Raw genomic sequence first — 23,984 nt, forward strand, 5'->3', positions numbered from 1 at the left:
ACCTGATGGAGCACTTCGAGGCGCTCCTCGCCGCCGACGAGCGCGTCGAACCCCGCGACTGGATGCCCGACGGATACCGGCGGATGCTCATCCGCCAGGTCGCCCAGCACGCACACTCCGAGATCATCGGCATGCAGCCGGAGGGCGCCTGGCTCACCCGGGCTCCCTCGCTGCACCGCAAGGCCGGCCTGCTGGCCAAGGTGCAGGACGAGGCCGGCCACGGGCTCTACCTGTACTCGGCCGTCGAGACCCTCGGCGTCACCCGCGCCGAGCTGCTCGACGCCCTGCACTCCGGACGTCAGCGGTATGCCGCGACCTTCAACCACCCGGCCCTGACCTGGGCCGACACCGGGGCGATCGCCTGGCTGACGGATGGCGCCGCCGTCGTCAACCAGGTGCCGCTGTGCCGCACCTCCTACGGGCCGTACGCGCGCGCCATGCAACGCGTCTGCCAGGAGGAGGCGTTCCACGTACGGCAGGGCTACGACGTCCTGTGGTCGCTGTGCCGCGGCACACCCGAGCAGAAGCAGATGGCCCAGGACGCCGTCAACCGCTGGTGGCTGCCGGCGGTGGCGCTGATGTTCGGTCCACCGGACACCGTGGCGGGCGCCGCCGGGGACTCCCGCGCCGCGGCCATGGGCGCCCAGGTCAGCCGGCGATCGATCGCCTGGGGCATCAAGCGCCACACCAACGACGAGCTGCGCCAGCGCTTCGTCGACAACGCCGTGCCGCAGGCGGAGGAACTGGGGCTGACGCTGCCCGATCCGGCGATCCGCTGGAACGAGGAGCGCGGGCACTTCGACTTCAGCCCCATCGACTGGCAGCAGTTCCGGGACGTGCTCGCCGACGACTCGCACTGCGCCAGGCAACGGCTGGCCCACCGGGTGGCGGCGCACGAGAACGGCGCCTGGGTGCGGGAGGCCCTCGAGGCGTACTCCCTGCGCCGGGACGAAGAGCTCCGCCAGGACCAAGAGGAAATCGGGAGGCACACCGCATGAACGGACAGGTGGCCAGGTCACAGGCTCCGTGGGAGGTGTTCATCCGTCTGCGTCGCGGCCTGTCCCATCAACATGTGGGTTCCGTGCACGGCGCCGACGCCGACATGGCGCTCGCCAACGCCCGCGACCTCTACACGCGCCGCGGCGACCTGGTGTCCATCTGGGTGGTGCGCTCCGAGGACGTACGCGCCTCCTCGCCGGACGAGAAGGACCCGTTGTTCAGCAACGCGGCCGGCAAGCCGTACCGGTACCCGGACCACTACGTGGCCTTGAACAGAGCGAGGGGCCATGCGGGTTGACGCCGTGGAGACGGTGCCGTCGACGGATGTCGCCGCGTACGCGCTGCGGCTCGGGGACGACGCGCTCGTCCTCAGCCAGCGGCTGTGCGAGTGGGTGACCAGAGCACCCACCATCGAGGAGGACCTGGCGATGGCCAACATCGCCCTGGACCTCCTCGGGCAGGCCCGCGTCCTGCTCGGCTACGCGGGCGAACTGGACGGCACGGGCCGCAGCGAGGACGACCTCGCCTACACCCGGACCGAACGCCAGTTCCGCAACTGCCTGTTGGTGGAGCTCCCGAACGGTGACTTCGCGCTGACCATCGCCCGGCAGCTGGCCTTCGCCCACTACAGCCGGCTGCTGTACACCGCGCTGGCGGAGTCGGCCGACGCCGTGCTCGCCGGACTGGCGGCCAAGGCGTCCAAGGAAGTGGCCTACCACTGTCTGCACGCCGCGCAGTGGACCGTCCGCCTGGGCGCCGGCACCGAGGAGAGCCACCGCCGGATGCAGGAGGGAGTGGACCGGATCTGGCCGTACGTGGCCGAACTGTTCGACAGCGACGAGCTGGTACGGCGGCTCGACCGAGACGGCACCGGCGTCGACCCGGCGTGGCTGCGCGCCGAGTGGGACGAGTCCGTGACCGCCGTCCTCAGCGAGGGGAAGCTGACGGTGCCCGCCCCCCGCTGGAGGGCGGGCGGCGGCCGGGAGGGACTGCACACCGAAGCGTTCGCCCCGATGGTCGCCGAACTGCAGTCGGTGCACCGCCAGTACCCGGGAGCCGGCTGGTGACCACAGGTACGCGCGGCGCGGCGGCCGAGGTCAGAAGGCTCGTCGAGGCGCTTCCCGACCCGGAACTCCCGGTGATCTCGCTGGGCGACCTGGGAGTGATCCGTCAGGTGGCACAGGCGGACGACGGCGTCATGGAGGTCACCATCACACCGACCTACACCGGCTGCCCGGCGATGGAGACCATCCGAGCCTCGATCCATGCCGTGCTGTCCGAGTGCGGGCATCCGGACGGGCGGGTGCGGCAGATTCTCTCGCCCGCCTGGACCACCGACTGGATCAGCGCCGACGGCCTGCGCAAACTGGCTGACAACCGCATCGCGCCACCGGGTCCCGTCAGCGCGCCCCTCCCTGTCCGCATCGGCATCGGCGTGCCCTGCCCCCACTGCGGCTCCGCGGCCACCCGTCCGCAGAGTCCGTTCGGCGCGACCCGCTGCCAGTCGATCGTGGTGTGCACGGCCTGCCACGAGACCTTCGCGCACATGAGAGCGACGTGACGACACGGCATGGAGACAGGCGATTGAAGGACAGCGACGCAACACCGACCACCTCACGCCGTGCGACGGAATTCCACCCCCTGCGGGTCGCGGCGGTGGACAAGCTCACCGACGACGCCGTCGCGATCACCCTGGACGTGCCGGACCACCTGGCGGACGCGTTCACCCACCGGGCGGGCCAGCACCTGACGGTCCGGCACTTCCCCGGCCGCCCCGACGGGAAGGAGATCCGCCGCAGCTACTCGATCTGCACTCCGCCGAACCGGTCGCAGGATCCCGCCTGCGGTCTGCGCATCGTGGTCAAGCGCCTGGGCGACGGCGGCTTCGGGGAGTACGCGCTGACCCTGCTCGGTGCGGGTGACACCCTCGTGGTCGGGCCGCCGACCGGCGGTTTCCGGCTGGCCGAGCAGCCCGGCGCGCACCACGTCCTCGTCGCGGGCGGCAGCGGCATCACCCCGCTGCTCAGCATGGCGGCGGCGGCGCTGCGCGAGGACCCCACCTGCCGCGTCTCGATGGTGTACGCCAATCAGACCTCGATGTCGGTCCTGCTGGCGGACGAACTGGCCGACCTCAAGGACGCCTACGTCGACCGGTTCTTCCTCCTGAACGTCCTCTCCCAGGAGACACAGGGGGTCACGCTGCTCTCGGGCCGCATCGACACCGCGCGGCTGCCGAGACTGCTGGAACTCCTCGACGCCGAACCCGACGACAGCACCCACTTCTATCTGTGCGGGCCCTGGGGCCTCGTCGCGGCCGTCCGCGCCACCCTGACGGAATGGGGAGCCGACCCCTCGCGGATCCGCACGGAACTCTTCACGACCGGCGGTGAACCCGCCGGGCCGCCCCCCGAGCCCGTCGACCGGAGCGCCCCGGCCGCCCGCGCCCGGGTCACCGCCCGGCTCGCCGGCCGGACCACCGTGTTCCCCATGGAGCCGGAGGACGACGTGGTCCTCGACGCCGTCCTGCGGGCCCGGCCCGAGACGCCGTACTCCTGCCGGGACGGCCTGTGCGGAACCTGCCGCGCCAAGGTCGTGCGCGGCAGCGTGCGGATGGACCGGCAGTACGCGCTCGGCCCGGACGAGCTCGACCGCGGTTACGCGCTGGCCTGCCGGGCGCGGGCCGTGTCGGCGGAGGTCGAACTCGACTTCGACGCCTGACCACGCGACGGCCGAACCGGTGCGGGCCGCCGGACCTTCCGGGTCCGGCGGCCCGCACCCGTGTGTGCACGGCCGGCGCCGAGCCGGCCGACCGCCGCCCGGGCTCAGCCCCTCGGCCACGGTGTCGGTGCGGCGGCTCTTGTGCCCCGTGCCGGCGGTGAAGGTGCTGCCGCGCACCGGGCCGCGCACCCACACCGGTCCCAAAGACGCCGCCACGCCCCCTCTCGCCTGGCATTGGTGCAGTTCAGGAGGGGGTGAGGGGGGCCTCAGACCCTTCAGATGTCCCGGAAGATCTCGATCTGCGCCCCGATCGAGTTCAGGCGCTCGGCGAGGTCCTCGTAACCGCGGTTGATGACGTAGACGTTGCGCAGGACCGACGTGCCCTCGGCGGCCATCATCGCCAGCAGGACGACCACCGCGGGCCGCAGGGCCGGCGGGCACATCATCTCGGCCGCTCGCCAGCGGGTGGGGCCCTCGACCAGCACCCGGTGCGGATCCAGCAGCTGGAGCCGGCCGCCGAGGCGGTTGAGGTCGGTGAGGTAGATCGCGCGGTTGTCGTAGACCCAGTCGTGGATCAGCGTCTGGCCCGAGGCGACCGCCGCGATCGCCGCGAAGAACGGGACGTTGTCGATGTTCAGGCCCGGGAAGGGCATGGGGTGGATCTTGTCGATCGGGGCTTCGAGTTTGGAGGGGCGGACGGTGAGGTCCACCAGGCGGGTGCGGCCGTTGTCCGCGAAGTACTCCGGGGACCGGTCGTGGTCGAGGCCCATCTCCTCCAGGACCGCCAGCTCGATCTCCAGGAACTCGATCGGCACCCGGCGCACGGTCAGCTCCGACTCGGTGACCACGGCGGCGGCCAGCAGGCTCATCGCCTCGACCGGGTCCTCGGAGGGCGAGTAGTCCACGTCGACGTCGATGTTCGGCACACCGTGCACGGTGAGCGTGGTGGTGCCGATGCCCTCCATCCGCACACCCAGCGCCTCCAGGAAGAAACACAGGTCCTGGACCATGTAGTTGGAGGAGGCGTTGCGGATGACGGTCACACCGTCGTGCCGGGCGGCGGCCAGCAACGCGTTCTCGGTCACCGTGTCGCCGCGCTCGGTCAGGACGATCGGGCGGTCGGGGCGGACCGAGCGGTCCACCTGGGCGTGGTACTGGCCCTCGGTCGCCGCGACGTCCAGACCGAACCGGCGCAACGCGATCATGTGCGGCTCGATGGTCCGCGTGCCGAGGTCGCAGCCGCCGGCGTACGGCAGCTTGAAGTGGTCCATGCGGTGCAGCAGCGGGCCGAGGAACATGATGATCGAGCGGGTGCGCACGGCGGCCTCCGCGTCGATCGCCGCCAACTCCAGCTCGGCGGGCGGGACCAGTTCCAGGTCCACACCGTCGTTGATCCAGCGGGTGCGCACGCCGATGGAGTTGAGCACCTCCAGCAGGCGGTACACCTCCTCGATGCGCGCCACGCGGCGCAGCACCGTACGCCCCTTGTTCAGCAGCGAGGCACACAGCAGGGCCACACACGCGTTCTTGCTGGTCTTCACGTCGATGCCGCCGGACAGACGGCGACCACCGACCACGCGCAGATGCATCGGACCGGCATAGCCCAGCGACACGATCTCGCTGTCCAGGGCTTCACCGATTCGGGCGATCATCTCAAGGCTGATGTTCTGGTTGCCGCGCTCGATGCGGTTGACCGCGCTCTGGCTGGTACCGAGCGCCTCCGCGAGTTGCGCCTGAGTCCAGCCGCGGTGCTGCCGGGCGTCACGAATGAGCTTGCCGATGCGTACGAGGTAGTCGTCTGACATGAGGTTGAGGCTATCTCAGATATGAGATGGCGCCCGTCAAGGGGTCCATCCGGGTGACAGTGGTGACGGGCTGTCAGCGGCCCCTGCCGCAACGCATCCTGGGCTGTCCGGAAGATCCGTTCAAATCGGCTGATTTCCTACAACAACGGTCATGGCGGTGCAACACCTGTCCCGGGCTGCGGAACCCGGGCCCGTGTGCACCCCTCTCCCCCTCCGAAGGGGGACGCACATGACCATCAGGATCATCGGGGCCGTCAGGATGCGCCACCTCCCCGTGGTCGCCGCGCTCGCTCTGTGCTGCTCGCTGACCTCTTGCGGCACGCGACACGCGGACGGCTCGGCGGCGGACCGGGCCGGCACGTCCGCGGCCGGCCGGACGGCCGACGGCTGCCCGGGGCTCCCGGACACGACTTCGGACGACGACTACCGGGAGTTGCCGGACACGACGACCGACGACGAGTACCAGGAGTTGCCGGACACGACGACCGACGACGACTACCAGGAGCTGCCGGACACGACCTCCGACGACGACTACCAGGAGCTGCCGGACGCGACGACGGACGACCAGGGGCTGCCGGACAGCACCACCGACGACGGGTCGGGGCTTGCCGACACCACCGGCGACGATCCGGCGGACGCGGGCTCTTCGTGCTGGTTCCCCATGCGGCGCGAGTTCCGTGCGTATCTGACGGCGGACGGCAGGAAGACGGACGCCGCCATCGCCCCCCATGTGGAGAGTGTCCGCGTCCGCGCCTCGGTGGCCGGCGGCCGTACCGAGTCCGTGGTCCGGGTCGACTACGGCGTGGGGGAGCAGGAGGACGCGGACCGCACGGCCGGGGCGTTCGCCGGCTGGCGGGCCTCGGTGTACGGCGATCACGGCCACGTGGAGGTGCTGGGCCCGGCCAAGACCGTCGCGGAGCGTGACTGGTAGCCGGGCGGCCGGGCCGGTCGGGCGCGCGAGAGGACGGGTCGGGCATGACCAGGCCGCGCCCATGTACTAGTGTTATCTCGACATCGAGATATCTGCCGAGGCGCCCCGTGGTCGCCACGCCAGTAAGGCGACCCTAACTTAGCCTGACCTTACTGGTTCGGCCAAGCCGGCGTGGCGGCACGATTGACGGTGGTACGCGCACATCAATGAAGGAGACTGTCGTGTCGGCGAACAGCTTCGACGCCCGCAGCACGCTGCAGGTGGGCGACGAGTCGTACGAGATCTTCCGGCTGGACAAGGTGGAGGGCTCGGCCCGCCTGCCGTACAGCCTCAAGGTCCTGCTGGAGAACCTGCTCCGCACGGAGGACGGCGCGAACATCACCGCCGACCACATCCGCGCCCTCGGCGGCTGGGACTCCCAGGCCCAGCCCAGCCAGGAGATCCAGTTCACGCCGGCCCGCGTGATCATGCAGGACTTCACCGGCGTGCCCTGTGTCGTGGACCTCGCGACCATGCGTGAGGCCGTGAAGGAGCTCGGCGGCGATCCGGCGAAGGTCAACCCGCTCTCCCCGGCCGAGCTGGTCATCGACCACTCCGTCATCGCGGACAAGTTCGGCACGAACGAGGCCTTCGCGCAGAACGTCGAGCTGGAGTACGGCCGCAACAAGGAGCGCTACCAGTTCCTGCGCTGGGGCCAGACCGCCTTCGACGACTTCAAGGTCGTCCCGCCGGGCACCGGCATCGTCCACCAGGTGAACATCGAGCACCTGGCCCGGACCGTCATGGTCCGCAACGGGCAGGCGTACCCCGACACCCTCGTCGGCACCGACTCGCACACCACCATGGTCAACGGCCTGGGCGTCCTCGGCTGGGGCGTCGGCGGCATCGAGGCCGAGGCCGCGATGCTCGGCCAGCCGGTCTCCATGCTCATCCCGCGCGTCGTCGGCTTCAAGCTCACCGGCGAGCTGCCCACCGGCACCACCGCCACCGACCTGGTGCTCACGATCACCGAGATGCTGCGCAAGCACGGCGTCGTCGGCAAGTTCGTCGAGTTCTACGGCGAGGGCGTCGCCGCCACCTCGCTCGCCAACCGCGCCACCATCGGCAACATGTCGCCGGAGTTCGGCTCCACCGCCGCGATCTTCCCGATCGACGACGAGACCCTGAAGTACCTGCGCCTGACCGGCCGCTCCGACCAGCAGGTCGCGCTCGTCGAGGCGTACGCCAAGGAGCAGGGCCTCTGGCTGGACCCGAAGGCCGAGCCGGACTTCTCCGAGAAGCTCGAGCTGGACCTGTCCACGGTCGTCCCGTCCATCGCCGGCCCGAAGCGCCCGCAGGACCGCATCGTCCTCGCGAACGCCGCCGAGCAGTTCAAGCAGGACGTCCGCAACTACGTCGACGACGTCGACGAGGCGGGCCAGGAGTCCTTCCCGGCCTCCGACGCCCCGGCCATCCACCCCAACGGTGCGCCGTCCAACCCGGTTCCGGTCACCGCCCCGGACGGCACCACCTACGAGCTGGACCACGGTGCGGTGACGGTCGCGGCCATCACCTCCTGCACCAACACCTCCAACCCGTACGTCATGGTCGCCGCCGCGCTCGTGGCGAAGAAGGCCGTGGAGAAGGGCCTGACCCGCAAGCCGTGGGTCAAGACCACCCTCGCCCCGGGTTCGAAGGTCGTCACGGACTACTTCGACAAGGCCGGTCTGACGCCGTACCTCGACAAGGTCGGCTTCAACCTCGTCGGCTACGGCTGCACCACCTGCATCGGCAACTCCGGCCCGCTGCCGGAGGAGGTCTCCAAGGCCGTCAACGACCACGACCTCGCGGTCACCTCGGTCCTCTCCGGCAACCGGAACTTCGAGGGCCGTATCAACCCCGACGTCAAGATGAACTACCTGGCGTCCCCGCCGCTGGTCGTCGCGTACGCCCTCGCGGGCTCCATGAAGGTGGACATCACCCGCGACGCCCTGGGCACCGACCAGGACGGCAACCCGGTCTTCCTGAAGGACATCTGGCCCTCCGAGGCCGAGGTCAACGACGTCGTGGCGAACGCCATCGGCGAGGACATGTTCAACAAGTCCTACCAGGACGTCTTCGCGGGCGACGCCCAGTGGCAGGCGCTGCCGATCCCGACCGGCAACACCTTCGAGTGGGACGCCGAGTCGACCTACGTCCGCAAGCCCCCGTACTTCGAGGGCATGGGCATGGAGCCGGCCCCGGTCGAGGACATCGCCGGTGCCCGCGTGCTCGCCAAGCTGGGCGACTCGGTCACCACCGACCACATCTCCCCGGCCGGTGCGATCAAGGCCGACACCCCGGCCGGCCAGTACCTCACCGAGCACGGTGTGGAGCGTCGTGACTTCAACTCCTACGGCTCCCGCCGAGGCAACCACGAGGTCATGATCCGCGGTACGTTCGCCAACATCCGCCTGCGCAACCAGATCGCGCCGGGCACCGAGGGCGGCTACACCCGCGACTTCACGCAGGACGGCGGCCCGGTCTCCTTCATCTACGACGCCTCGCGCAACTACATCGAGCGGGGCATCCCGCTGGTCGTCCTGGCCGGCAAGGAGTACGGCTCCGGTTCGTCCCGCGACTGGGCGGCCAAGGGCACCGCGCTGCTCGGCGTCAAGGCCGTCATCGCCGAGTCGTACGAGCGCATCCACCGCTCGAACCTGATCGGCATGGGTGTCCTGCCGCTGCAGTTCCCGGAGGGTGCCTCCGCCGCGTCCCTCGGCCTGACCGGCGAGGAGACCTTCTCCTTCACCGGCGTCGAGGAGCTCAACAACGGCACCACCCCGCGCACGGTCAAGGTCACCACCGACACCGGTGTCGAGTTCGACGCGGTCGTCCGCATCGACACCCCCGGCGAGGCCGACTACTACCGCAACGGCGGCATCATGCAGTACGTGCTGCGCAACCTGATCCGCAAGTAAGCGGCCCAGGCAAGCGGTACAGGGCCGCGCCCCCGGCACCGGGGGTGCGGCCCTTCCCCGTGGCCGGCGCACGGACGTTCCGTGGGTGGCTCGGGGCGGTGCGGTGAGGCCGGCCGCGCGTGGACATCGTCATGGCGGCGGACCGACGGGGCTCCCCCTGTGCCTCCCTCGACGCACGGGAAGGCGCGGCGATCCCAAACGGCCCCCCGGGTTCGGCTCACGGGGGGGCGAGAGGGCGCGGAAAGGGGCGCAGGGCGGGCAACGCGCCCCGTGCGAGGGTGTGGGCCCGAAGCGGCGCGGGGCGGGGCGTCAGGCCCCGCTCAGAGGTCCGGGCACGTCCCCCCGCTCAGAGGTCCGGGAACTCGCGTCGCACTCAGCGGCCCGGGAAGGTGCCTCCCGCTGGAGGTCCGGGTGCGCGCCCCCGTTCAGGAGTCCGGGAACTCGCGTCGCACTCAGCGGCCCGGGAACGTCCCCCCGCTCAGAGGTCCGGGAACTCGTTCAGGTCCGGGAAGTCCGCGAGATCCGGGAAGTCCGCGACGTCCTGGACGTCCGCGTCCGGCAGCGTCAGTTCGGCCCAGATCACCTTGCCGTGCGGGGTGTACCGGGTGCCCCAGCGCTCGGCCAGCTGGGAGACCAGGAACAGACCCCGGCCCCCCTCGTCGGTCGTCGCGGCGTACCGCAGATGCGGCGAGGTACTGCTGCCGTCGGCCACCTCGCAGACCAGCGTGCGGTCGTGGATCAGCCGCACATGCACCGGATCGGAGCCGTAGCGGATCGCGTTGGTGATCAGCTCGCTCAGTACGAGTTCCATGCCGAAGCCGAGCTCCGACAGGCCCCACTCCTCCAGTGTGGCCGAGACGGCGGCGCGCATCCCCGACACGGCGGCCGGGTCGCGCGGCACGTCCCAGTCGGCGACCCGGTCGGCCGGCAGCGGCCGGGTGCGGGCGACGAGCAGGGCGACGTCGTCGCCGGGGCGCTCGGGCAGCAGCTCCTCCAGCACCGCCCGGCAGCTCTCCTCCGGTGCCCGGCCGGGGTGCCCGGCCAGCGCCCCGCGCAACAGCTCCATGCCCTCGTCCAGGTCCCGCGCGCGGTCCTCGATGAGACCGTCGGTGTACAGCACGAGCTGGCTGCCCTCGGCCAGCTCCAGCTCCGCCGTCAGGAACGGCATGCCGCCCAGGCCCAGCGGGGGCCCGGCCGGCAGGTCGGGGAAGGTGACGCTGCCGTCGGGCTGGACCAGCGCGGGCGCCAGATGCCCGGCCCGGGCCATGACGCAGCGCCGCGTCACCGGGTCGTAGATCGCGTACAGGCAGGTGGCGCCCATGATCTCCCCGGGCCGGTCCGGGCATGCCTCGTCCTGGTCGATGCGCCCGACCAGGTCGTCCAGATGCTGGAGCAGCTCGTCGGGCGGCAGGTCGAGCGTGGAGAAGTTGTGCACCGCGGTCCGCAGCCGGCCCATCGTGGCGGCGGCGTGCAGACCGTGCCCGACCACGTCACCGACCACCAGCGCCACCCGGCTTCCCGGCAGCGGGATCACGTCGAACCAGTCGCCGCTCACCCCCGACTGGGCCGGCAGATAGCGGTAGGCGACCTCGAGGGCGCTCTGCTGGGGCAGGGCCCGCGGCAGCAGACTGCGCTGCAGGGTGACGGCGAGGGTGTGCTCACGGGTGTACCGGCGGGCGTTGTCGATGCTGACGGCGGCCCGGGCCACCAGCTCCTCCGCCAGGGACAGCTCCTCCGCGTCGAAGGGCTCCTGTTTGGCACGCCAGAAGTTGGCGATGCCCAGGACGACACCGCGGGCCCGGATCGGAGCGGCGATCATCGAGTGGATGCCGTAGTCCATGATCTGCCGGGTCCGCTTCGGGTCCTGCGCGTGCCAGCCGTCGGCCGTCGTCAGGTCGGTCACCAGCTCGGCGTGTCCCGCGCCGTAGCCGCGTGCCTGCGGGGTGGAGGGCAGGAAGTCGATGAGCCGGCCCTGTTCGTAGAGGGGATGGTCGTCCCGGATGCCGCTCACGGCGACCCGCCGCATGTCCGTCGCCGTCGGAGCCGGTTCGTCCCCGTGCAGCACCGGGTCGGCCAGGTCGACGGTGACGAAGTCGGCGAAGCGGGGCACCGCGACCTGTGCCAGCTCGTCGGCCGTGCGGACCACGTCCAGGGTGGTGCCGATGGACAGTCCCGCGTCGTACAGCAGCTCCAGCCGTTCCCGGGCGGCCTCGGCGCGGCCGGACACCGCCTGGAGCTCGGTGGAGTCGCGGAGCGTGACGACGGTTCCCCCGGGGCATCCGGCGTGGTCCGTGGGCCGCTGGTTGACCGCGAGCAGACGCCCCATGGCGAAATGCACCTCGTCGCTGGCCTCCCGGCCGGAGTCGAGCAGTTCCAGCGTCGCGGGGTCGAGACCCGGCAGCTCCCGCACCACGCTCCCCTCGACGTCGGCGGGCAGCTCCAGCAGGCGCCTGGCCTCGTCGTTGGCGAGCAGCAGCCGGCCGGCGGCATCGATGATGAGCACGCCCTCCCGCACCGAGTGCAGGACCGTGTCGTGATGCTCGTACATGCGGGACATCTCGTCCGGAGCCAGGCTGTGGGTCTGCCGCCGCAGCCTCCTGCCCACCAGGGCCGTACCGCCGGTCGAGACCACGAGCGCGACGGCCCCGGCGCCCAGGATGATCGGCAGCTGCCGGTCCAGCGCGCTCGTGACGTTCTTGACCTTCAGCCCGGCGGAGACGAGGGCGACCACCTTGCCGCGAGCGTCGTCGACGGGCACGGTGGCCTGCACCTCGTGACCCAGGGGGCCGTGCACGCTCTCGGTGTAGACCTTCCCGGCCAGGGACGGCCCGATGTTCCCCACGAACCGCTCGCCGATCCGGCCGGGTATCGGATGCGTGTAGCGGATGCCGTGGGTGTCCATGACCACGATGAAGTCGACACCCGCGGTCCTGCGCGCGGCCTCGGTCAGCGGCTGGAGGGTCTTGGAGGGGTCGGGGAGCCGCAGCGCCTGGAGGATCCCCGGACCGTGGGCGAAGGTCTCCGCGACGGCGGTGGACCGGCGTATGGCCTCGCTGGTCGTGTCCCGTCTCGACTGCAGGACGAGAGCGAGGACGGCGCCGAGCACGAGCAGCACCACCAGCACCACCTGAAGCAGGAAAACCTGCCCGGCGACGCTCCGGGGACTCTTGCCGATCACAGTGCGCCATGCGAGGCGTCTGAATCGGGCACGCGCATCCGACATGTCGTATTTGTAGCACCGGTGTTTTCCAGGTGGCTATGGTCCGTCCACGAGGTGGACACGGCACGCCCGCCCCTCGGGTCCGTCCGGCCGGGCGGCGGCGCGGGACATCATGCGCCACACCGCTCGACCGGGACGGTGTGCCGAGTCGCTCGGGCGGACCCGGTGGCGAGCGCACCGGGTCCGCGAGCCGGGCAGGTGAGGGGGGTGGGTGTACCTGCCCGGAGGGGGATGGTCTGGAACAGCGTGGCTTGTGCGACGGCCGGGCCGCGCGACATCGTTGTCATATGGTCCTGACATGACTCTACCGCCTCAACCGACAACGATGTCAACCCACTTGGCCCACCCGACCGGGTGAACCCTGTGGCGCGCCTGCCGCGGCGTACGCGGTCTTCCGTGGTACCGGTGACGCACGCTACTGTCCCTGCGGCTTGTGCGACCTGTGGTGCGCGACCCGTCCGTTAGGAAGGGCCGCGTCATGCGTTTCCGACCCACGTCCCTGGTGCTGGCCGCGCTTCTCGCGACCGCCGGCACCGCGACCCCCGCCCTCGCGGCGACCACCGCTCCGCCCGGCCTCGTCGAGGACCCCACCGGGTACGTCGACCCGCTGATCGGCACCAGCGGCGGCGGTGACGTCTTCCCGGGCGCCGTCGTGCCGTTCGGCATGCTCTCCTGGAGCCCCGAGAACACGCGCGGGGACGCGACCAGAACCGCCGCCCCGGGCGGCTACCAGTACGACGCCACCCGCATCCGCGGCTTCAGCCTCACCCACATGTCCGGCACCGGCTGCGCGGGCGGCAGCGGGGACATCCCGTTCTTCCCGTACGCCGGCGAGGTCACCTCCTCACCGGCGAGCGACACCAAGGACGCCGTCTACGCCTCCGGCTTCAGCCACGCCGACGAGACCGCCGAGCCCGGCCACTACGCGGTGGGCCTGGCCTCCGGCGTCACCGCTGACCTCACCGCCACCGCGCACACCGGCTCGGCCCGCTTCACCTTCCCGGCCGGCAAGCCCGCGTCGCTGCTCGTGCGCACCGCCAACTCGGAGGTGGGCTCGCAGGACTCGACGGTCACGATCGACCCGGACACCCGGACGATCTCCGGCTCGGTCACCTCCGGCAACTTCTGCGGATACCTCGACCCCGAGGGGCAACGCGCCTACTACACCGTCTACTTCACGGCCCGCTTCGACCGCGCCTTCACGTCCGTCGGCACCTGGCACGACGACAGGCTGGAGCCCGGATCCCGGCGGACGTCCGGCGGCACCGGCGGCTTCTCGCACGGCGGGCGGCCGGTCGCCGGGAAGGGCGCGGGCGGCTATGTGGAGTTCGCGCCCGGCGACGGTCCGGTGAACGTCAAGGTCGGCATCTCCTACGTCGGGCGGGAGGCCGCCGAGGCCAACCTGGCCGCGGAGAACCCGCCGGGGCGGACCTTCGACGCGGTCCGGGCCGCCGCCCGCCGGGCCTGGCGGGAGCGCCTGGGGGCCATCCGGGTCGGCGGCGGCACGGACGCCGAGCGCACCACCTTCTACACCGCCCTCTACCACGCGCTGCTCCATCCGAACGTCATCAGCGACGCCGACGGCCGGTACCGCGGCGCCGACGGCCGGGTGCACACCGTCGGCCGGGGGCACCAGGCCCAGTACGGCACCTTCTCCGGCTGGGACGTCTACCGGGACCAGGTGCAGCTGCTGACCCTGCTGAACCCGCGCACGGGCTCGGACATCGCACAGTCCCTGTATGAACTCGCCCGGCAGAACGGCGGTGTCTGGGACCGCTGGCTGCACGGCGCGAGCGGCACCCACGTCATGAACGGCGACCCCTCGCCGACCGCGCTGGCCGGTATCCGCGCCTTCGGCGGTACCGACTTCGACCTGCGCGGCGCCCTCGCCTCGCTCACCCGGGCGGCGACCGTGCCCACGGAAGGGGATCTGTCCTCCGCCGGCAAGCCCGTGCTGTCGGTGGGGCAGCGGCCCTCCCTCGACAAGTACCTGAAGCTGCACTACATGCCGTCCGTCTCCAACGCCTGGGGCGGGGCCGCCGAGACGCTGGAGATGTCCACCGCGGACTTCGCGCTGTCCCAGCTCGCCCGCGCGGCAGGGAAGAAGGACACGGCGACGTCCTTCGCCCACCGCGCCCAGTGGTGGCAGAACACCTTCAACATCGCGGCCGACCCGGGCGGCGGCTACATCGCGGGCCGCACGGCGGACGGCAGCTGGGTCACCGGGTTCACCCCGGCCACCGGCAGCGGTTTCGTCGAGGGCACGGCCGCCCAGTACACCTGGATGGTCCCGCACGACCCCGCGGGGCTCTTCGCCGCGATGGGCGGCCGGGACGAGGCACTGGCCCGGCTGGACGACTTCTTCCACGACGCCGACGGCGGCTGGGCCTTCACGGGCAGCGGCGGCACCAAGTCCGAGCTGGACAACGAGCCGTCGATCAACGTGCCCTACCTGTACGACTATGCGGGCGCCCCTTACAAGGCGCAGGAGACCGTCCGCGCGGCGATGCGCCGGCTGTGGACCACCCGGCCCGGCGGCATCCCGGGCAACGACGACCTCGGCGCGATGTCCGCCTGGTACGTCTTCTCCGCCCTCGGCATGTACCCGCAGGTGCCGTCCCGCGCCGAACTGGTCCTGGCGTCACCGCTGTTCGACCGGATCGAGATCGACCGGCCGCACGGCAACGACATCTCCATCCGCGCCACCGGAGCGGCGGCCGACGCCCCGTACATCCGGTCCCTGAAGGTGAACGGCCGTGCCGGCGACCGCCCCTGGCTGCCCGCCTCCTTCGTCCGGGACGGCGGCCGGCTCGACTACACCCTGTCCTCCGTCCCGGACCGCGGGTGGGGCGCGGACAGCCCGCCGCCGTCCTTCCGCGACGGCGAGCAGCCGTACCAGATCGGTGTCGGCCCCACCACGGCCACCCTCGCCCCCGGTGACAGCACGAAGGTCGGCATCCGCGCACGGTCGCTGACCGGCGGCGCCGGCCCCGGGGTGCGCTTCCGGGTGGAGACCCCGGCCGGCGTCACCGCCGTGCCCGCCGAGGGCACCGTCACCGACGGCGCCCAGGAGATCACGCTCACGGCGGCGCGGGACGCCCCACAGGGCTTCGCCGACGTCAAGGTCACCGTGACCTCGGGCGACCTGGCCTACTCCCAGCCGGTGTCGCTCACCGTGGCCGCCCCGGGCACCCTGCTCGCCGCCTACGACAACACGGGCGTCTCCGACGACGACGGCGAACACGACGAGGCCGACTACGACGGCGGTGGCTGGAGCTACTCCCGGCAGGCCCTCGCGGCGGCCGGCCTCACCCCTGGCGAGCGGTCCACGGCCGACGGACTCGCCTTCACCTGGCCCGGCTCACCCGCCGGCCGCCCCGACAACGCCTCCGCCGCCGGCCAGACCGTCCGACTGGACACCCCGGCAGCCGCGTTGTCCTTCATCGGCAGCGCGGTCAACGGCAACCAGCCGGGCAAGGCGACCGTCACCTACACCGACGGCACCACGGGCACCGTCGACCTGTCCTTCACGGACTGGACCGTGGGCGGCACAGGCGGCACCGTCCAGTACGGCAACGCGGTCGTCGCCAGGACCGCGTACCGCAATGTCGCCGGCGCGGACAAGGACCCGGTGGCGACGTACGTCTTCGCCACCGAGCCGTACCGGGCCCCGGCCGGCAAGCGGATCGAGAGCGTCACGCTCCCACGCAACGCGGACCTGCACGTGTTCACCCTCGCCACCGGCTGAACCCGGAACACCGGGCGGCCCGCACCCGGGATCCGGGTGCGGGCCGCGTCGTCGGCGCTCGATCCGGGCCGACCGTCGCACCTCTCCTGACGGTCAGGCCAGCAGTTCCACCTCCGCCAGGGTCGACTCGCCGTCCAGGAGCAGGCGGTACTTCGTGTACGTACCCGGCGCGGCGATGGTGAAGGCCCGGGTCTGGCGGTCCCAGGTGAACGTCTCGCCGGAGCGGTGGTCCAGGGTGTGCCAGGCCGTGCCGTCGGTGGAGCCCTGAAGGGTCCAGCCGGTCGGCGCCCGGGTGTGGTCCGCCCCCGAGGTCAGGGTGTACTGGAGGGGCCGCACGGCGCCCGCCGCGGGCAGGTCGGCCGAGGTGACCGCCGCGCTCGTCGCCGAGGTGTCGTCGAAGAGCGCGCCGTCACCCTTCAGGACGTCCGCGCGGGGCGTCGGCACCTCGTCGTCCTGGGTGACGGAGACCGGCGCCGCGTTCCTGCCCGTGCCCCAGGCCGACGGCCTGGAGCCCATGAAGAAGTCCAGCACCCCGCCCTTGGACAGCAGTGAGTGGGGCAGCGAGGTCGACGTCCACGGACGTCCGTCGACCATCACGCCCTGGACGTAGACGTTCTTCGCGCTGTTGCGCGGCGCCCGCACCACCAGGTCCCGGCCGTTCTCCAGGTGCACGGTCACCTTCTTGAACAGCGGGGAGCCGATGGAGTACTCACCGCTGCCCATGACCAGCGGGTAGAAGCCGAGTGCGGAGAAGAGGTACCAGGCCGACTGCTCGCCGTTGTCCTCGTCGCCGTGGTAGCCCTGCCCGATCTCGCTGCCGGTGTAGAGCCGGGAGAGCGCCTCCCGCACGTACGCCTGCGCCTTCCAGGGCTCGCCGGCCGCGTCGTACATGTAGATGACGTGGTGCGCCACCTGGTTGGAGTGGCCGTACATGCCCATCCGGACGTCCCGGGCCTCGGTCATCTCGTGGATGACACCGCCGTAGGAGCCCACATAGTCGGGGGAGGCCGTCTCCGGGGTCGCGAAGTACTCGTCGAGCTTGTCGGCGAGGCCCTGCCGGCCGCCGTACAGGTTGGCCAGGCCCCGGCTGTCCTGCGGGGCGCTGAAGGCGTAGCCCCAGCCGTTGGTCTCCGTGTAGTCGTAACCCCACACCCGCGGATCGTACTTCGAGGACTCCACGCGCCAGTCTCCGCCGGCGTCCCGCCCCTGGAAGAAGCCGGCCCCGGCGTCGAAGAGCCGCACGTAGTCCTGCGCCCGGTTGAGGAAGTACGCCGACTCCTCCCGGTAGCGCTTCTCGCCCGTCTTCCGGTAGAGCGCCTGGCCCATCTTCGCGATGCCGTAGTCGTTGACGTACCCCTCCATCGCCCACGACAGGCCCTCGTGCGTGTCGGTGGCGGTGTAGCCGAGGAAGGGCGAGGTGGCCATCCCCTTGCGGCCCACGCCGGACGTCGGCGGGACGACGGTCGCGTTCTTCAGGGCCGCGTCGTACGCCGCCTTCGCGTCGAACTTCACGCCCTTGACGTAGGCGTCGGCGAACGCCACGTCCGAGGAGGTGCCGGTCATCAGGTCGGCGTAACCGGGGGAGGACCAGCGGGAGGTCCAGCCGCCGTCCTTGTACTGCTGCACGAACCCGTCGACCATCTCACCCGCCTGGGACGGGGTCAGGAACGAGTACGCCGGCCACGTGGTCCGATAGGTGTCCCAGAAGCCGTTGTTGACGTACACCTTGCCGTCGACGATCTTCGCGCCGGTGTGGGTCGGGGTGTCCGGGCCCGGCATGGGGGAGAACGGCGAGGCGTACCGGTCCTCGCCGTCGGCCTTCTCGAAGCCCGAGTTGGGGTACAGGTACAGCCGGTACAGGCCGGAGTACAGCGTGGTCAGCTGGTCCGGGGTCGCACCTTCCACCTCGACCTTGCCGAGCAGTTCGTCCCACGTCCGCTGAGCCCGAGCCTTCACCGAGCCGAAGGACGCGCCGTCCGGGATCTCCTGGCGCAGGTTGTCCTTCGCCTGGTCCACGCCGATGAGCGAGGTGGCCAGGCGCAGGGAGACGGTGCGGTCGGCGCCGGCGTCGAAGCGCAGGAAGCCCTTCACACCGCTCGACGCGCCGTCCGTGACCGGCTTGTCGAACTGGCCGTACACGAACAGCCGGGTGGCGCCCGTGGACAGGCCCGACTTCACGTCCGAGTAGCCGGTGACGATCCCGTGCTCCTTGTCGAGCGTCAGGCCGGCCTGCTCGGTGACGTTGTCGAACAGCACGCTCGCGTCGTCGCCGGGGAAGGTGAAGCGCAGCACGGCGGCGTGGTCGGTCGGGGTCATCTCGGCCTTGAGGCCGTTCTCGAACCGCACGCCGTAGTAGTAGGGCCGCGCGGTCTCGTTCTCGTGCCGGAAGGCGAGCTCCCGCGCCTCACGGGCGGTGTCCGGGGTGCCGGACGCGGCCGACGGCATCACCTGGAAGGTCTGCCGGTCGCCCATCCACGGGCTCGGTTCGTGGCTCGCGCTGAACGCCTGGATCGTCGGCAGGTTGTCGGCGTTGTTCGCACGTGCATACTCGTACAGCCAGCTCAGCGAGGACGCGTTGGTCACCGGCGTCCAGAAGTTGAAGCCGTGCGGCAGGGCCGTCGCCGGAAAGTCGTTGCCGCGCGAGAAGCTGCCGCTGGAGTTGGTGCCGCGGGTGGTCAGCGCGTAGTCCGCCAGATGTGCCTTGGGCTTCTCCGGTGCCACCGGCTTCAGGGACACGTCGTCGAGCCAGCCGCGGAACTTCGCCGGACCGTCGGGGGAGTCGTAGGCCACCAGGATCCGGTCGACGGTCCGGCCTGCCGCCACCGAGCCGATGCGCGCCGCCACGTTGTTCCACTGGTTGACGTACAGGGCCTTCGACGCGCCCTGTCCGCGCGGGGACAGCGGGAAGCCGTGCTGGTCCAGTGCGCCCAGGTCGCTCAGATAGGTGCCGTCGGTGAAGGCCAGGTCGACGGAGACGTAACTCGCGTCGTAGTCGCGGTCGCCGTCGGCCATCGACGGGAAGACGCGGTACGACAGCGCGGTGTCGCGGCCGACCTGCACGTTCACGTCGAAGATCTTGTTGAAGGAGTACGCGCGGCCGTCCGCCGTGTGCCGGCCGGCATAGCGCAGCGCACGCTTGCCGGTGAATCCGGCACGCGCCTTGGCGGTCGGGGAGCCGCTCGGGCCCTTGTCGACCAGGGTCAGCATGTCCTGCGGCACCGGCCCGCCACCGCCTCCGGTGGAGAACTGCACATCGGCGAGCTGCAAAATGTCCGGGGCGCCGTTGTTCTTCGTCACCTCCAGCCGGAAATGCTGGAATTCGACCGGTTCGGTGAGGTCGTACGCTTTCGTCTGGAAGCGCTCGGAGAAGTTCTCGCCCGAGCGGCTGTCGACCGTCTTCCAGTCCTTGCCGTCGGTGGAGCCCTCGAGGGTCCAGTCCCTGGGGTCGCGCTCGTCGTAGTCGTTGGCCGAGGTGAGCGCGTACGCCGCTATCTTGACGGGCTTGTCCAGGTCGAACTCCACCCAGCCGGTGGTCTCGAACGCCAGCCACTTGGTCCCGGGCTCGCCGTCGACGAGGTTCTCCTCGACCTCGCCCGCGCCCGGGTTGTCGGCGCTCGCCCGGACCTCGGTGACATGGTCGGTCACATTGCCCGGAATGCCGGTGCTGTAGCCGCCGTCGACGCCCGAGGCGCGCTTGCCGCCGTCCGGGCCGCTGTCGACGGTGTTCAGCCAGTCCGGCGCCGGCTCGCCCGCCTCGAACGAGGAAGCGAACTCCCGGTCGGCCGCCGGAGCCCGGGCCGGCAGGGCGACCGCCGCGCCCTGCGCGCCGACGGCCGTGACAAAGGCGGCCGTGAGGACGGCCGCCGGACCCCATCTGTGCCGAGTTCTCCGCTGCATCTACGGATGTCCCCTCCTGCGCCCCCTTCGGACAACGTTGTCAACTGCTGGGCGCAAGAACCAGTAGGTGGTCAAGTGACCCGTGATGTCAAGGGTGTTGGCTAGGGCATTCAGGGAGTTATGTCGCGACTTTTTCCGTCGGGCCGCTCTCGGGGCCTTCATATTTCCGCGAGGTCTCAACTCGGAAAAGACCCATCCCCAACCCTGCATTCGATCTTGCTCAGCCGCCGGAAAGTGGACTATACCTGTCGGCACTTCCAGCATGACCGTGCACGACCCAGCACTACCCGACAGCGGTGCCGGGGAGGATCCGGTTCACCGCCTGAGTCCTGGAGAGGGCGAGGACTTGAGCATGGGATCCACCTCGAACCACGGTGCCGAAGGCGTCGGCCGACGTGATCTGATCAAGCGGTCCGCGGCGCTCGGCCTGGTCGCCACCCCGGCGATGGGCCTGCTGTCCGCCTGCGCGAGCAGCGGCGGGGACGGCCAGAAGAAGGAGAAGGCGGGGAAGAAGACCGCCAAGAACCCGCTCGGCGTCAACGACACCGCCAAGATGGAGTTCGTCCTCTTCGACGGCGGCTTCGGCAAGGAGTACGCCGAGGACGCGGTGAAGATCTACCAGAAGGACTTCCCCAAGGCCACGGTGAAGTTCGCCGCCACCCAGAAGATCCAGTCCACCCTCCAGCCCCGCTTCAACCAGGGCAACCCGCCGGACCTCATCGACAACTCCGGCGCCGAGCAGATGGACATGGGCGTGCTGGTCGGCAAGAACCAGCTGGCCGACCTCACCCCGCTGCTGGACGCGCCGTCGTACGACGATCCGAACAAGAAGGTCCGCGACACGCTGCGCCCCGGCATCGTGGAGATGGGCCAGTTCGACGGCGCCCCCGTCTGGATCCTGTACTACGCCTACACGGTGTACGGCGTCTGGTACTCGCAGAAGGCCCTGGACTCGCTCGACGCGGAGTACCCCCAGACCTGGGACGAGATGCTCCAGGTCTGTGCGAAGGCCAAGAAGAAGGGCATGGCCGGCTGGACGTACGCCGGCAAGTACCCGTACTACCTCCCCTTCTCGCTCTACCCGATGATCGGCAAGGTCGGCGGGCGCGAGGTCCTCGACGCCATCGACAACCTGGAGCCGAACGCCTGGAAGCACCCGGCCGTCAAGACCTGCTTCGAGGCGTACTACGAGCTGTACAAGAAGGGGTACGTCCTCAAAGGGACCCCGGGTCTGGACCACATCCAGTCGCAGACCGCCTGGGCCAAGGGCAAGGCGTTGTTCATCCCGAACGGCTCGTGGGTGGAGAACGAGTCGGCCAACGTCATCCCGAAGGACTTCGACCTGGCCGTCTCCGCGCCGACCGGTATCGACAGCGGCGACAAGATGCCCTTCGGCACCATCTGGGCCTCCGGCGGTGAGCCGTTCGTCGTGCCGGCCAAGGCCGCGAACACCGAGGGCGGCATGGAGCAGCTGCGCATCATGCTCTCCGAGGCGTCCTCGAAGAACTTCACCGCCAAGGTCAAGTCACTGACCGCCTACAACGGCGGCACCACCGGTATCGCCCTCACCCCCGGTCTGAAGTCGGGTGTGGCGGCGCTGAAGCTGGCGGGTTCCAACGTGGTGAACCCGCGGCTTCAGGACTGGTACGTGCAGCTTCAGAAGGAGAAGATCGGTGTCTCCGGCCTGGGCGAGATGATGGCCGGCCGGCTCACTCCGGCCGAGGCCATCAAGAAGATCCAGGGCTTCGCCGACGAGGCGGCCAAGGACACCTCGATCAAGCACTACAAGCACCAGTAACCAGCACCTTCCAACGCACCGGAGTGGCGATGCAGCACGGCAAGTACCGGTTCATCGTGGGGTTTCTGGTTCTGCCCCTGGGACTGTACGCGCTCTTCGTGGTGTGGCCGTTCATCCAGTCCATCTACTACTCGTTCACGGACTGGACCGGCCTGAGCCCCGAATTCAAGATGGTCGGCTTCGACAACTACAAGAGGATGCTCGACGACGACATCTTCTGGAAGTCGTTGCAGCACAGTCTGCTGTTCGCCCTGGTGCTCCCACTGGTGACGATCAGTCTGGCGCTGTTCTTCGCCTTCATGATCAATGTAGGCGGGCGCCGGAGAAGGGGCGGCCCCGTGATCTCAGGGGTCCGGGGCTCGTCCTTCTACAAGATCGTCTATTTCTTCCCGCAGGTGCTGTCGATCGCGATCGTCTCGCTGCTGTTCGCCTTCGCGTACAACCCGGACAGCGGCGCGATCAACTCGCTCCTGCGCGGTGTCGGCCTGGACGGCGTCCAGCCCCTGTGGCTGGGCGACCCGGACCTCGCGTTGTGGTGCGTGATGGCGGTCCTGGTCTGGTCCACGGTCGGCTTCTTCGTGGTCCTGTTCTCGGCGGGCATGGCCTCCATCCCGGCCGAGCTGTACGAGGCGGCGCTGCTCGACGGCGCCAGCCGCTTCACCACCTTCTTCCGCATCACCCTGCCGCTGCTGTGGGACACCGTGCAGTCCGGCTGGGTGTACATGGGAATCCTCGCGCTCGGCGCCGAGTCGTTCGCGGTCGTGCAGATCATGACGACCGGACCGGGCGGGCCCGACTACTCGACCACGGTGATGGTCCTGTACGTGTACCAGAAGGCGTTCCGGGACGGTCAGGCCGCCTACGCCACCACCATCGGCGTCGCCCTGCTCGTCGTCACGCTCGCCTTCGCGGCGATCGTGCTGCGGCTGGGCCGTCGCGAGCGGCTGGAGTTCTGAAGCGATGAAGACGACCGAGACCCCCGCTCCGCTGCCGGCGGAGTCCGGCCCCACCGTCTCCAAGATCGACGTGCGGGCCCCGGGTCCCGCACGGAAGAAGAGGGAGGGCGGCGTCCTCAACGTCTTCTCCCACGGCGTCCTGATCATCTGGGCGATCATGGTGGTCATGCCGCTGCTGTGGGCGGTGATGACGTCCTTCAAGGACGACAGCTCCATCTTCGGCTCGCCCTGGTCCCTGCCGGACAGACTGCACTTCGACAACTGGTCGCGCGCCTGGACCCAGGCCAACATGAGCGACTACTTCCTCAACACCGTCCTGGTGGTCGGGGGCTCTCTCATCGGCACCCTGGTGCTCGGCTCCATGGCGGCCTACGTCCTGGCCCGCTTCGACTTCCCCGGCAACCGCTTCATCTACTACCTGTTCGTCGGCGGCATGAGCTTTCCGATCATGCTGGCGCTGGTCCCGCTGTTCTACGTCGTGAACAACATGGGCATGCTGAACACCATCCACGGCCTGATCCTGGTCTACATCGCGTATTCGCTGCCGTTCACGGTCTTCTTCCTCACGGCCTTCTTCCGCACCCTTCCCACCTCGGTGGCAGAGGCTGCCTTCGTGGACGGTGCTTCGCACTCGCGTACGTTTTTCCAGATCATGCTGCCCATGGCGAAGCCGGGCCTGATCAGCGTCGGCATCTTCAACTTCCTGGGCCAGTGGAACCAGTACATGCTGCCCACGGTCCTGAACACCGACCCCGACAAGAAGGTCCTCACCCAGGGTCTGGTCCAGCTCGCGGTCAGCCAGGGCTACAAGGGCGACTGGTCCGGGCTCTTCGCCGGCCTGGTGATGGCGATGCTCCCGGTGCTGGCGGCGTACATCGTCTTCCAGCGACAGGTCGTCCAGGGCCTGACCGCGGGGGCGCTGAAGTAGCGCGACACCCCTTGGCGGGAAAGCTCCCGTCACTGTCCGTGTACA

Annotated in this window: 14 protein-coding genes; 11 read left to right on the plus strand and 3 right to left on the minus strand. The window is 70.2% G+C overall.

Going from position 1 to position 23,984, the window contains the following annotated elements:
- Nucleotides 1–5: 5 nt before the first annotated feature.
- The 5 genes from paaA to ACIGYR_RS00090 are packed head-to-tail and all read left to right on the plus strand — an operon-like array spanning nt 6 to nt 3,717.
- Entirely contained in the window at nt 6–998 is a 993-nt protein-coding gene (gene paaA, locus ACIGYR_RS00070) for a 1,2-phenylacetyl-CoA epoxidase subunit PaaA (protein WP_391842126.1), read from the plus strand.
- Nucleotides 995–1,297, plus strand: a complete 303-nt coding sequence (gene paaB / locus ACIGYR_RS00075) for a 1,2-phenylacetyl-CoA epoxidase subunit PaaB (protein ID WP_391841081.1) — start codon at nt 995–997, stop codon at nt 1,295–1,297. Before paaA ends, paaB begins: the two co-directional genes overlap by 4 nt.
- Nucleotides 1,287–2,066 (plus strand): 1,2-phenylacetyl-CoA epoxidase subunit PaaC, encoded by a 780-nt coding sequence (gene paaC / locus ACIGYR_RS00080; RefSeq protein WP_399605691.1) that lies wholly within the window; start codon nt 1,287–1,289, stop codon nt 2,064–2,066. The genes paaB and paaC overlap by 11 nt, the downstream gene beginning before the upstream one ends.
- Nucleotides 2,063–2,560, plus strand: coding sequence for a 1,2-phenylacetyl-CoA epoxidase subunit PaaD (gene paaD, locus ACIGYR_RS00085; RefSeq protein WP_399605688.1), 498 nt, complete (start codon nt 2,063–2,065; stop codon nt 2,558–2,560). Before paaC ends, paaD begins: the two co-directional genes overlap by 4 nt.
- Nucleotides 2,561–2,583: 23 nt before the next feature.
- On the plus strand, nt 2,584–3,717 hold the full coding sequence (locus ACIGYR_RS00090) for a 2Fe-2S iron-sulfur cluster-binding protein (RefSeq protein WP_399605686.1): 1,134 nt from the start codon (nt 2,584–2,586) through the stop codon (nt 3,715–3,717).
- Nucleotides 3,718–3,992: 275 nt separating this feature from the next.
- Here ACIGYR_RS00090 and ACIGYR_RS00095 read toward each other — a convergent pair whose 3' ends face one another.
- Nucleotides 3,993–5,522, minus strand: coding sequence for a helix-turn-helix domain-containing protein (locus tag ACIGYR_RS00095; RefSeq protein ID WP_391841089.1), 1,530 nt, complete (start codon nt 5,520–5,522; stop codon nt 3,993–3,995).
- Nucleotides 5,523–5,751: 229 nt separating this feature from the next.
- Between ACIGYR_RS00095 and ACIGYR_RS00100 the strand changes: the two genes are divergently transcribed.
- Nucleotides 5,752–6,453 (plus strand): hypothetical protein, encoded by a 702-nt coding sequence (locus ACIGYR_RS00100; protein WP_399605684.1) that lies wholly within the window; start codon nt 5,752–5,754, stop codon nt 6,451–6,453.
- Between the two features lie 221 nt (nt 6,454–6,674).
- Nucleotides 6,675–9,392 carry an aconitate hydratase AcnA gene (gene acnA / locus ACIGYR_RS00105; protein ID WP_399605681.1) on the plus strand — a complete coding sequence of 906 codons (2,718 nt, stop codon included), beginning with the start codon at nt 6,675–6,677 and terminating at the stop codon, nt 9,390–9,392.
- Nucleotides 9,393–9,870: 478 nt separating this feature from the next.
- Here acnA and ACIGYR_RS00110 read toward each other — a convergent pair whose 3' ends face one another.
- Nucleotides 9,871–12,615 carry a SpoIIE family protein phosphatase gene (locus ACIGYR_RS00110; RefSeq protein WP_399605678.1) on the minus strand — a complete coding sequence of 915 codons (2,745 nt, stop codon included), beginning with the start codon at nt 12,613–12,615 and terminating at the stop codon, nt 9,871–9,873.
- Nucleotides 12,616–13,090: 475 nt separating this feature from the next.
- Between ACIGYR_RS00110 and ACIGYR_RS00115 the strand changes: the two genes are divergently transcribed.
- A complete protein-coding gene (locus tag ACIGYR_RS00115) occupies nt 13,091–16,360 on the plus strand; it encodes a GH92 family glycosyl hydrolase (RefSeq protein ID WP_399605675.1) in 3,270 nt (1,089 codons plus the stop codon).
- 93 nt (nt 16,361–16,453) lie between these two features.
- Here ACIGYR_RS00115 and ACIGYR_RS00120 read toward each other — a convergent pair whose 3' ends face one another.
- Nucleotides 16,454–20,257 (minus strand): GH92 family glycosyl hydrolase, encoded by a 3,804-nt coding sequence (locus ACIGYR_RS00120; protein ID WP_399605672.1) that lies wholly within the window; start codon nt 20,255–20,257, stop codon nt 16,454–16,456.
- 352 nt (nt 20,258–20,609) lie between these two features.
- Between ACIGYR_RS00120 and ngcE the strand changes: the two genes are divergently transcribed.
- From ngcE to ACIGYR_RS00135, 3 genes are read left to right on the plus strand one after another with little or no spacing between them, the layout of a single operon-like run.
- Nucleotides 20,610–22,055, plus strand: coding sequence for an N-acetylglucosamine/diacetylchitobiose ABC transporter substrate-binding protein (gene ngcE, locus ACIGYR_RS00125; RefSeq protein WP_391841099.1), 1,446 nt, complete (start codon nt 20,610–20,612; stop codon nt 22,053–22,055).
- Between the two features lie 29 nt (nt 22,056–22,084).
- Nucleotides 22,085–23,011, plus strand: a complete 927-nt coding sequence (locus tag ACIGYR_RS00130; RefSeq protein WP_391841101.1) for a carbohydrate ABC transporter permease — start codon at nt 22,085–22,087, stop codon at nt 23,009–23,011.
- Between the two features lie 4 nt (nt 23,012–23,015).
- A complete protein-coding gene (locus ACIGYR_RS00135) occupies nt 23,016–23,939 on the plus strand; it encodes a carbohydrate ABC transporter permease (RefSeq protein ID WP_391841103.1) in 924 nt (307 codons plus the stop codon).
- Nucleotides 23,940–23,984: the final 45 nt, after the last annotated feature.

It is taken from the genome of Streptomyces sp. NPDC053076 (assembly GCF_044546845.1).
Lineage (GTDB): Bacteria > Actinomycetota > Actinomycetes > Streptomycetales > Streptomycetaceae > Streptomyces.

What these genes read in the sequence shown, in the direction of transcription:
- paaA (WP_391842126.1), top strand. Translation starts at nt 6, where the DNA reads ATGGAGCACTTCGAGGCGCTCCTCGCCGCCGACGAGCGCGTCGAACCC.
- paaB (WP_391841081.1), top strand. Translation starts at nt 995, where the DNA reads ATGAACGGACAGGTGGCCAGGTCACAGGCTCCGTGGGAGGTGTTCATC.
- paaC (WP_399605691.1), top strand. Translation starts at nt 1,287, where the DNA reads ATGCGGGTTGACGCCGTGGAGACGGTGCCGTCGACGGATGTCGCCGCG.
- ACIGYR_RS00095 (WP_391841089.1), bottom strand. Translation starts at nt 5,522, where the DNA reads ATGTCAGACGACTACCTCGTACGCATCGGCAAGCTCATTCGTGACGCC.
- ACIGYR_RS00100 (WP_399605684.1), top strand. Translation starts at nt 5,752, where the DNA reads ATGACCATCAGGATCATCGGGGCCGTCAGGATGCGCCACCTCCCCGTG.
- ACIGYR_RS00110 (WP_399605678.1), bottom strand. Translation starts at nt 12,615, where the DNA reads ATGTCGGATGCGCGTGCCCGATTCAGACGCCTCGCATGGCGCACTGTG.
- ACIGYR_RS00115 (WP_399605675.1), top strand. Translation starts at nt 13,091, where the DNA reads ATGCGTTTCCGACCCACGTCCCTGGTGCTGGCCGCGCTTCTCGCGACC.
- ACIGYR_RS00120 (WP_399605672.1), bottom strand. Translation starts at nt 20,257, where the DNA reads ATGCAGCGGAGAACTCGGCACAGATGGGGTCCGGCGGCCGTCCTCACG.
- ngcE (WP_391841099.1), top strand. Translation starts at nt 20,610, where the DNA reads ATGGGATCCACCTCGAACCACGGTGCCGAAGGCGTCGGCCGACGTGAT.
- ACIGYR_RS00130 (WP_391841101.1), top strand. Translation starts at nt 22,085, where the DNA reads ATGCAGCACGGCAAGTACCGGTTCATCGTGGGGTTTCTGGTTCTGCCC.
- ACIGYR_RS00135 (WP_391841103.1), top strand. Translation starts at nt 23,016, where the DNA reads ATGAAGACGACCGAGACCCCCGCTCCGCTGCCGGCGGAGTCCGGCCCC.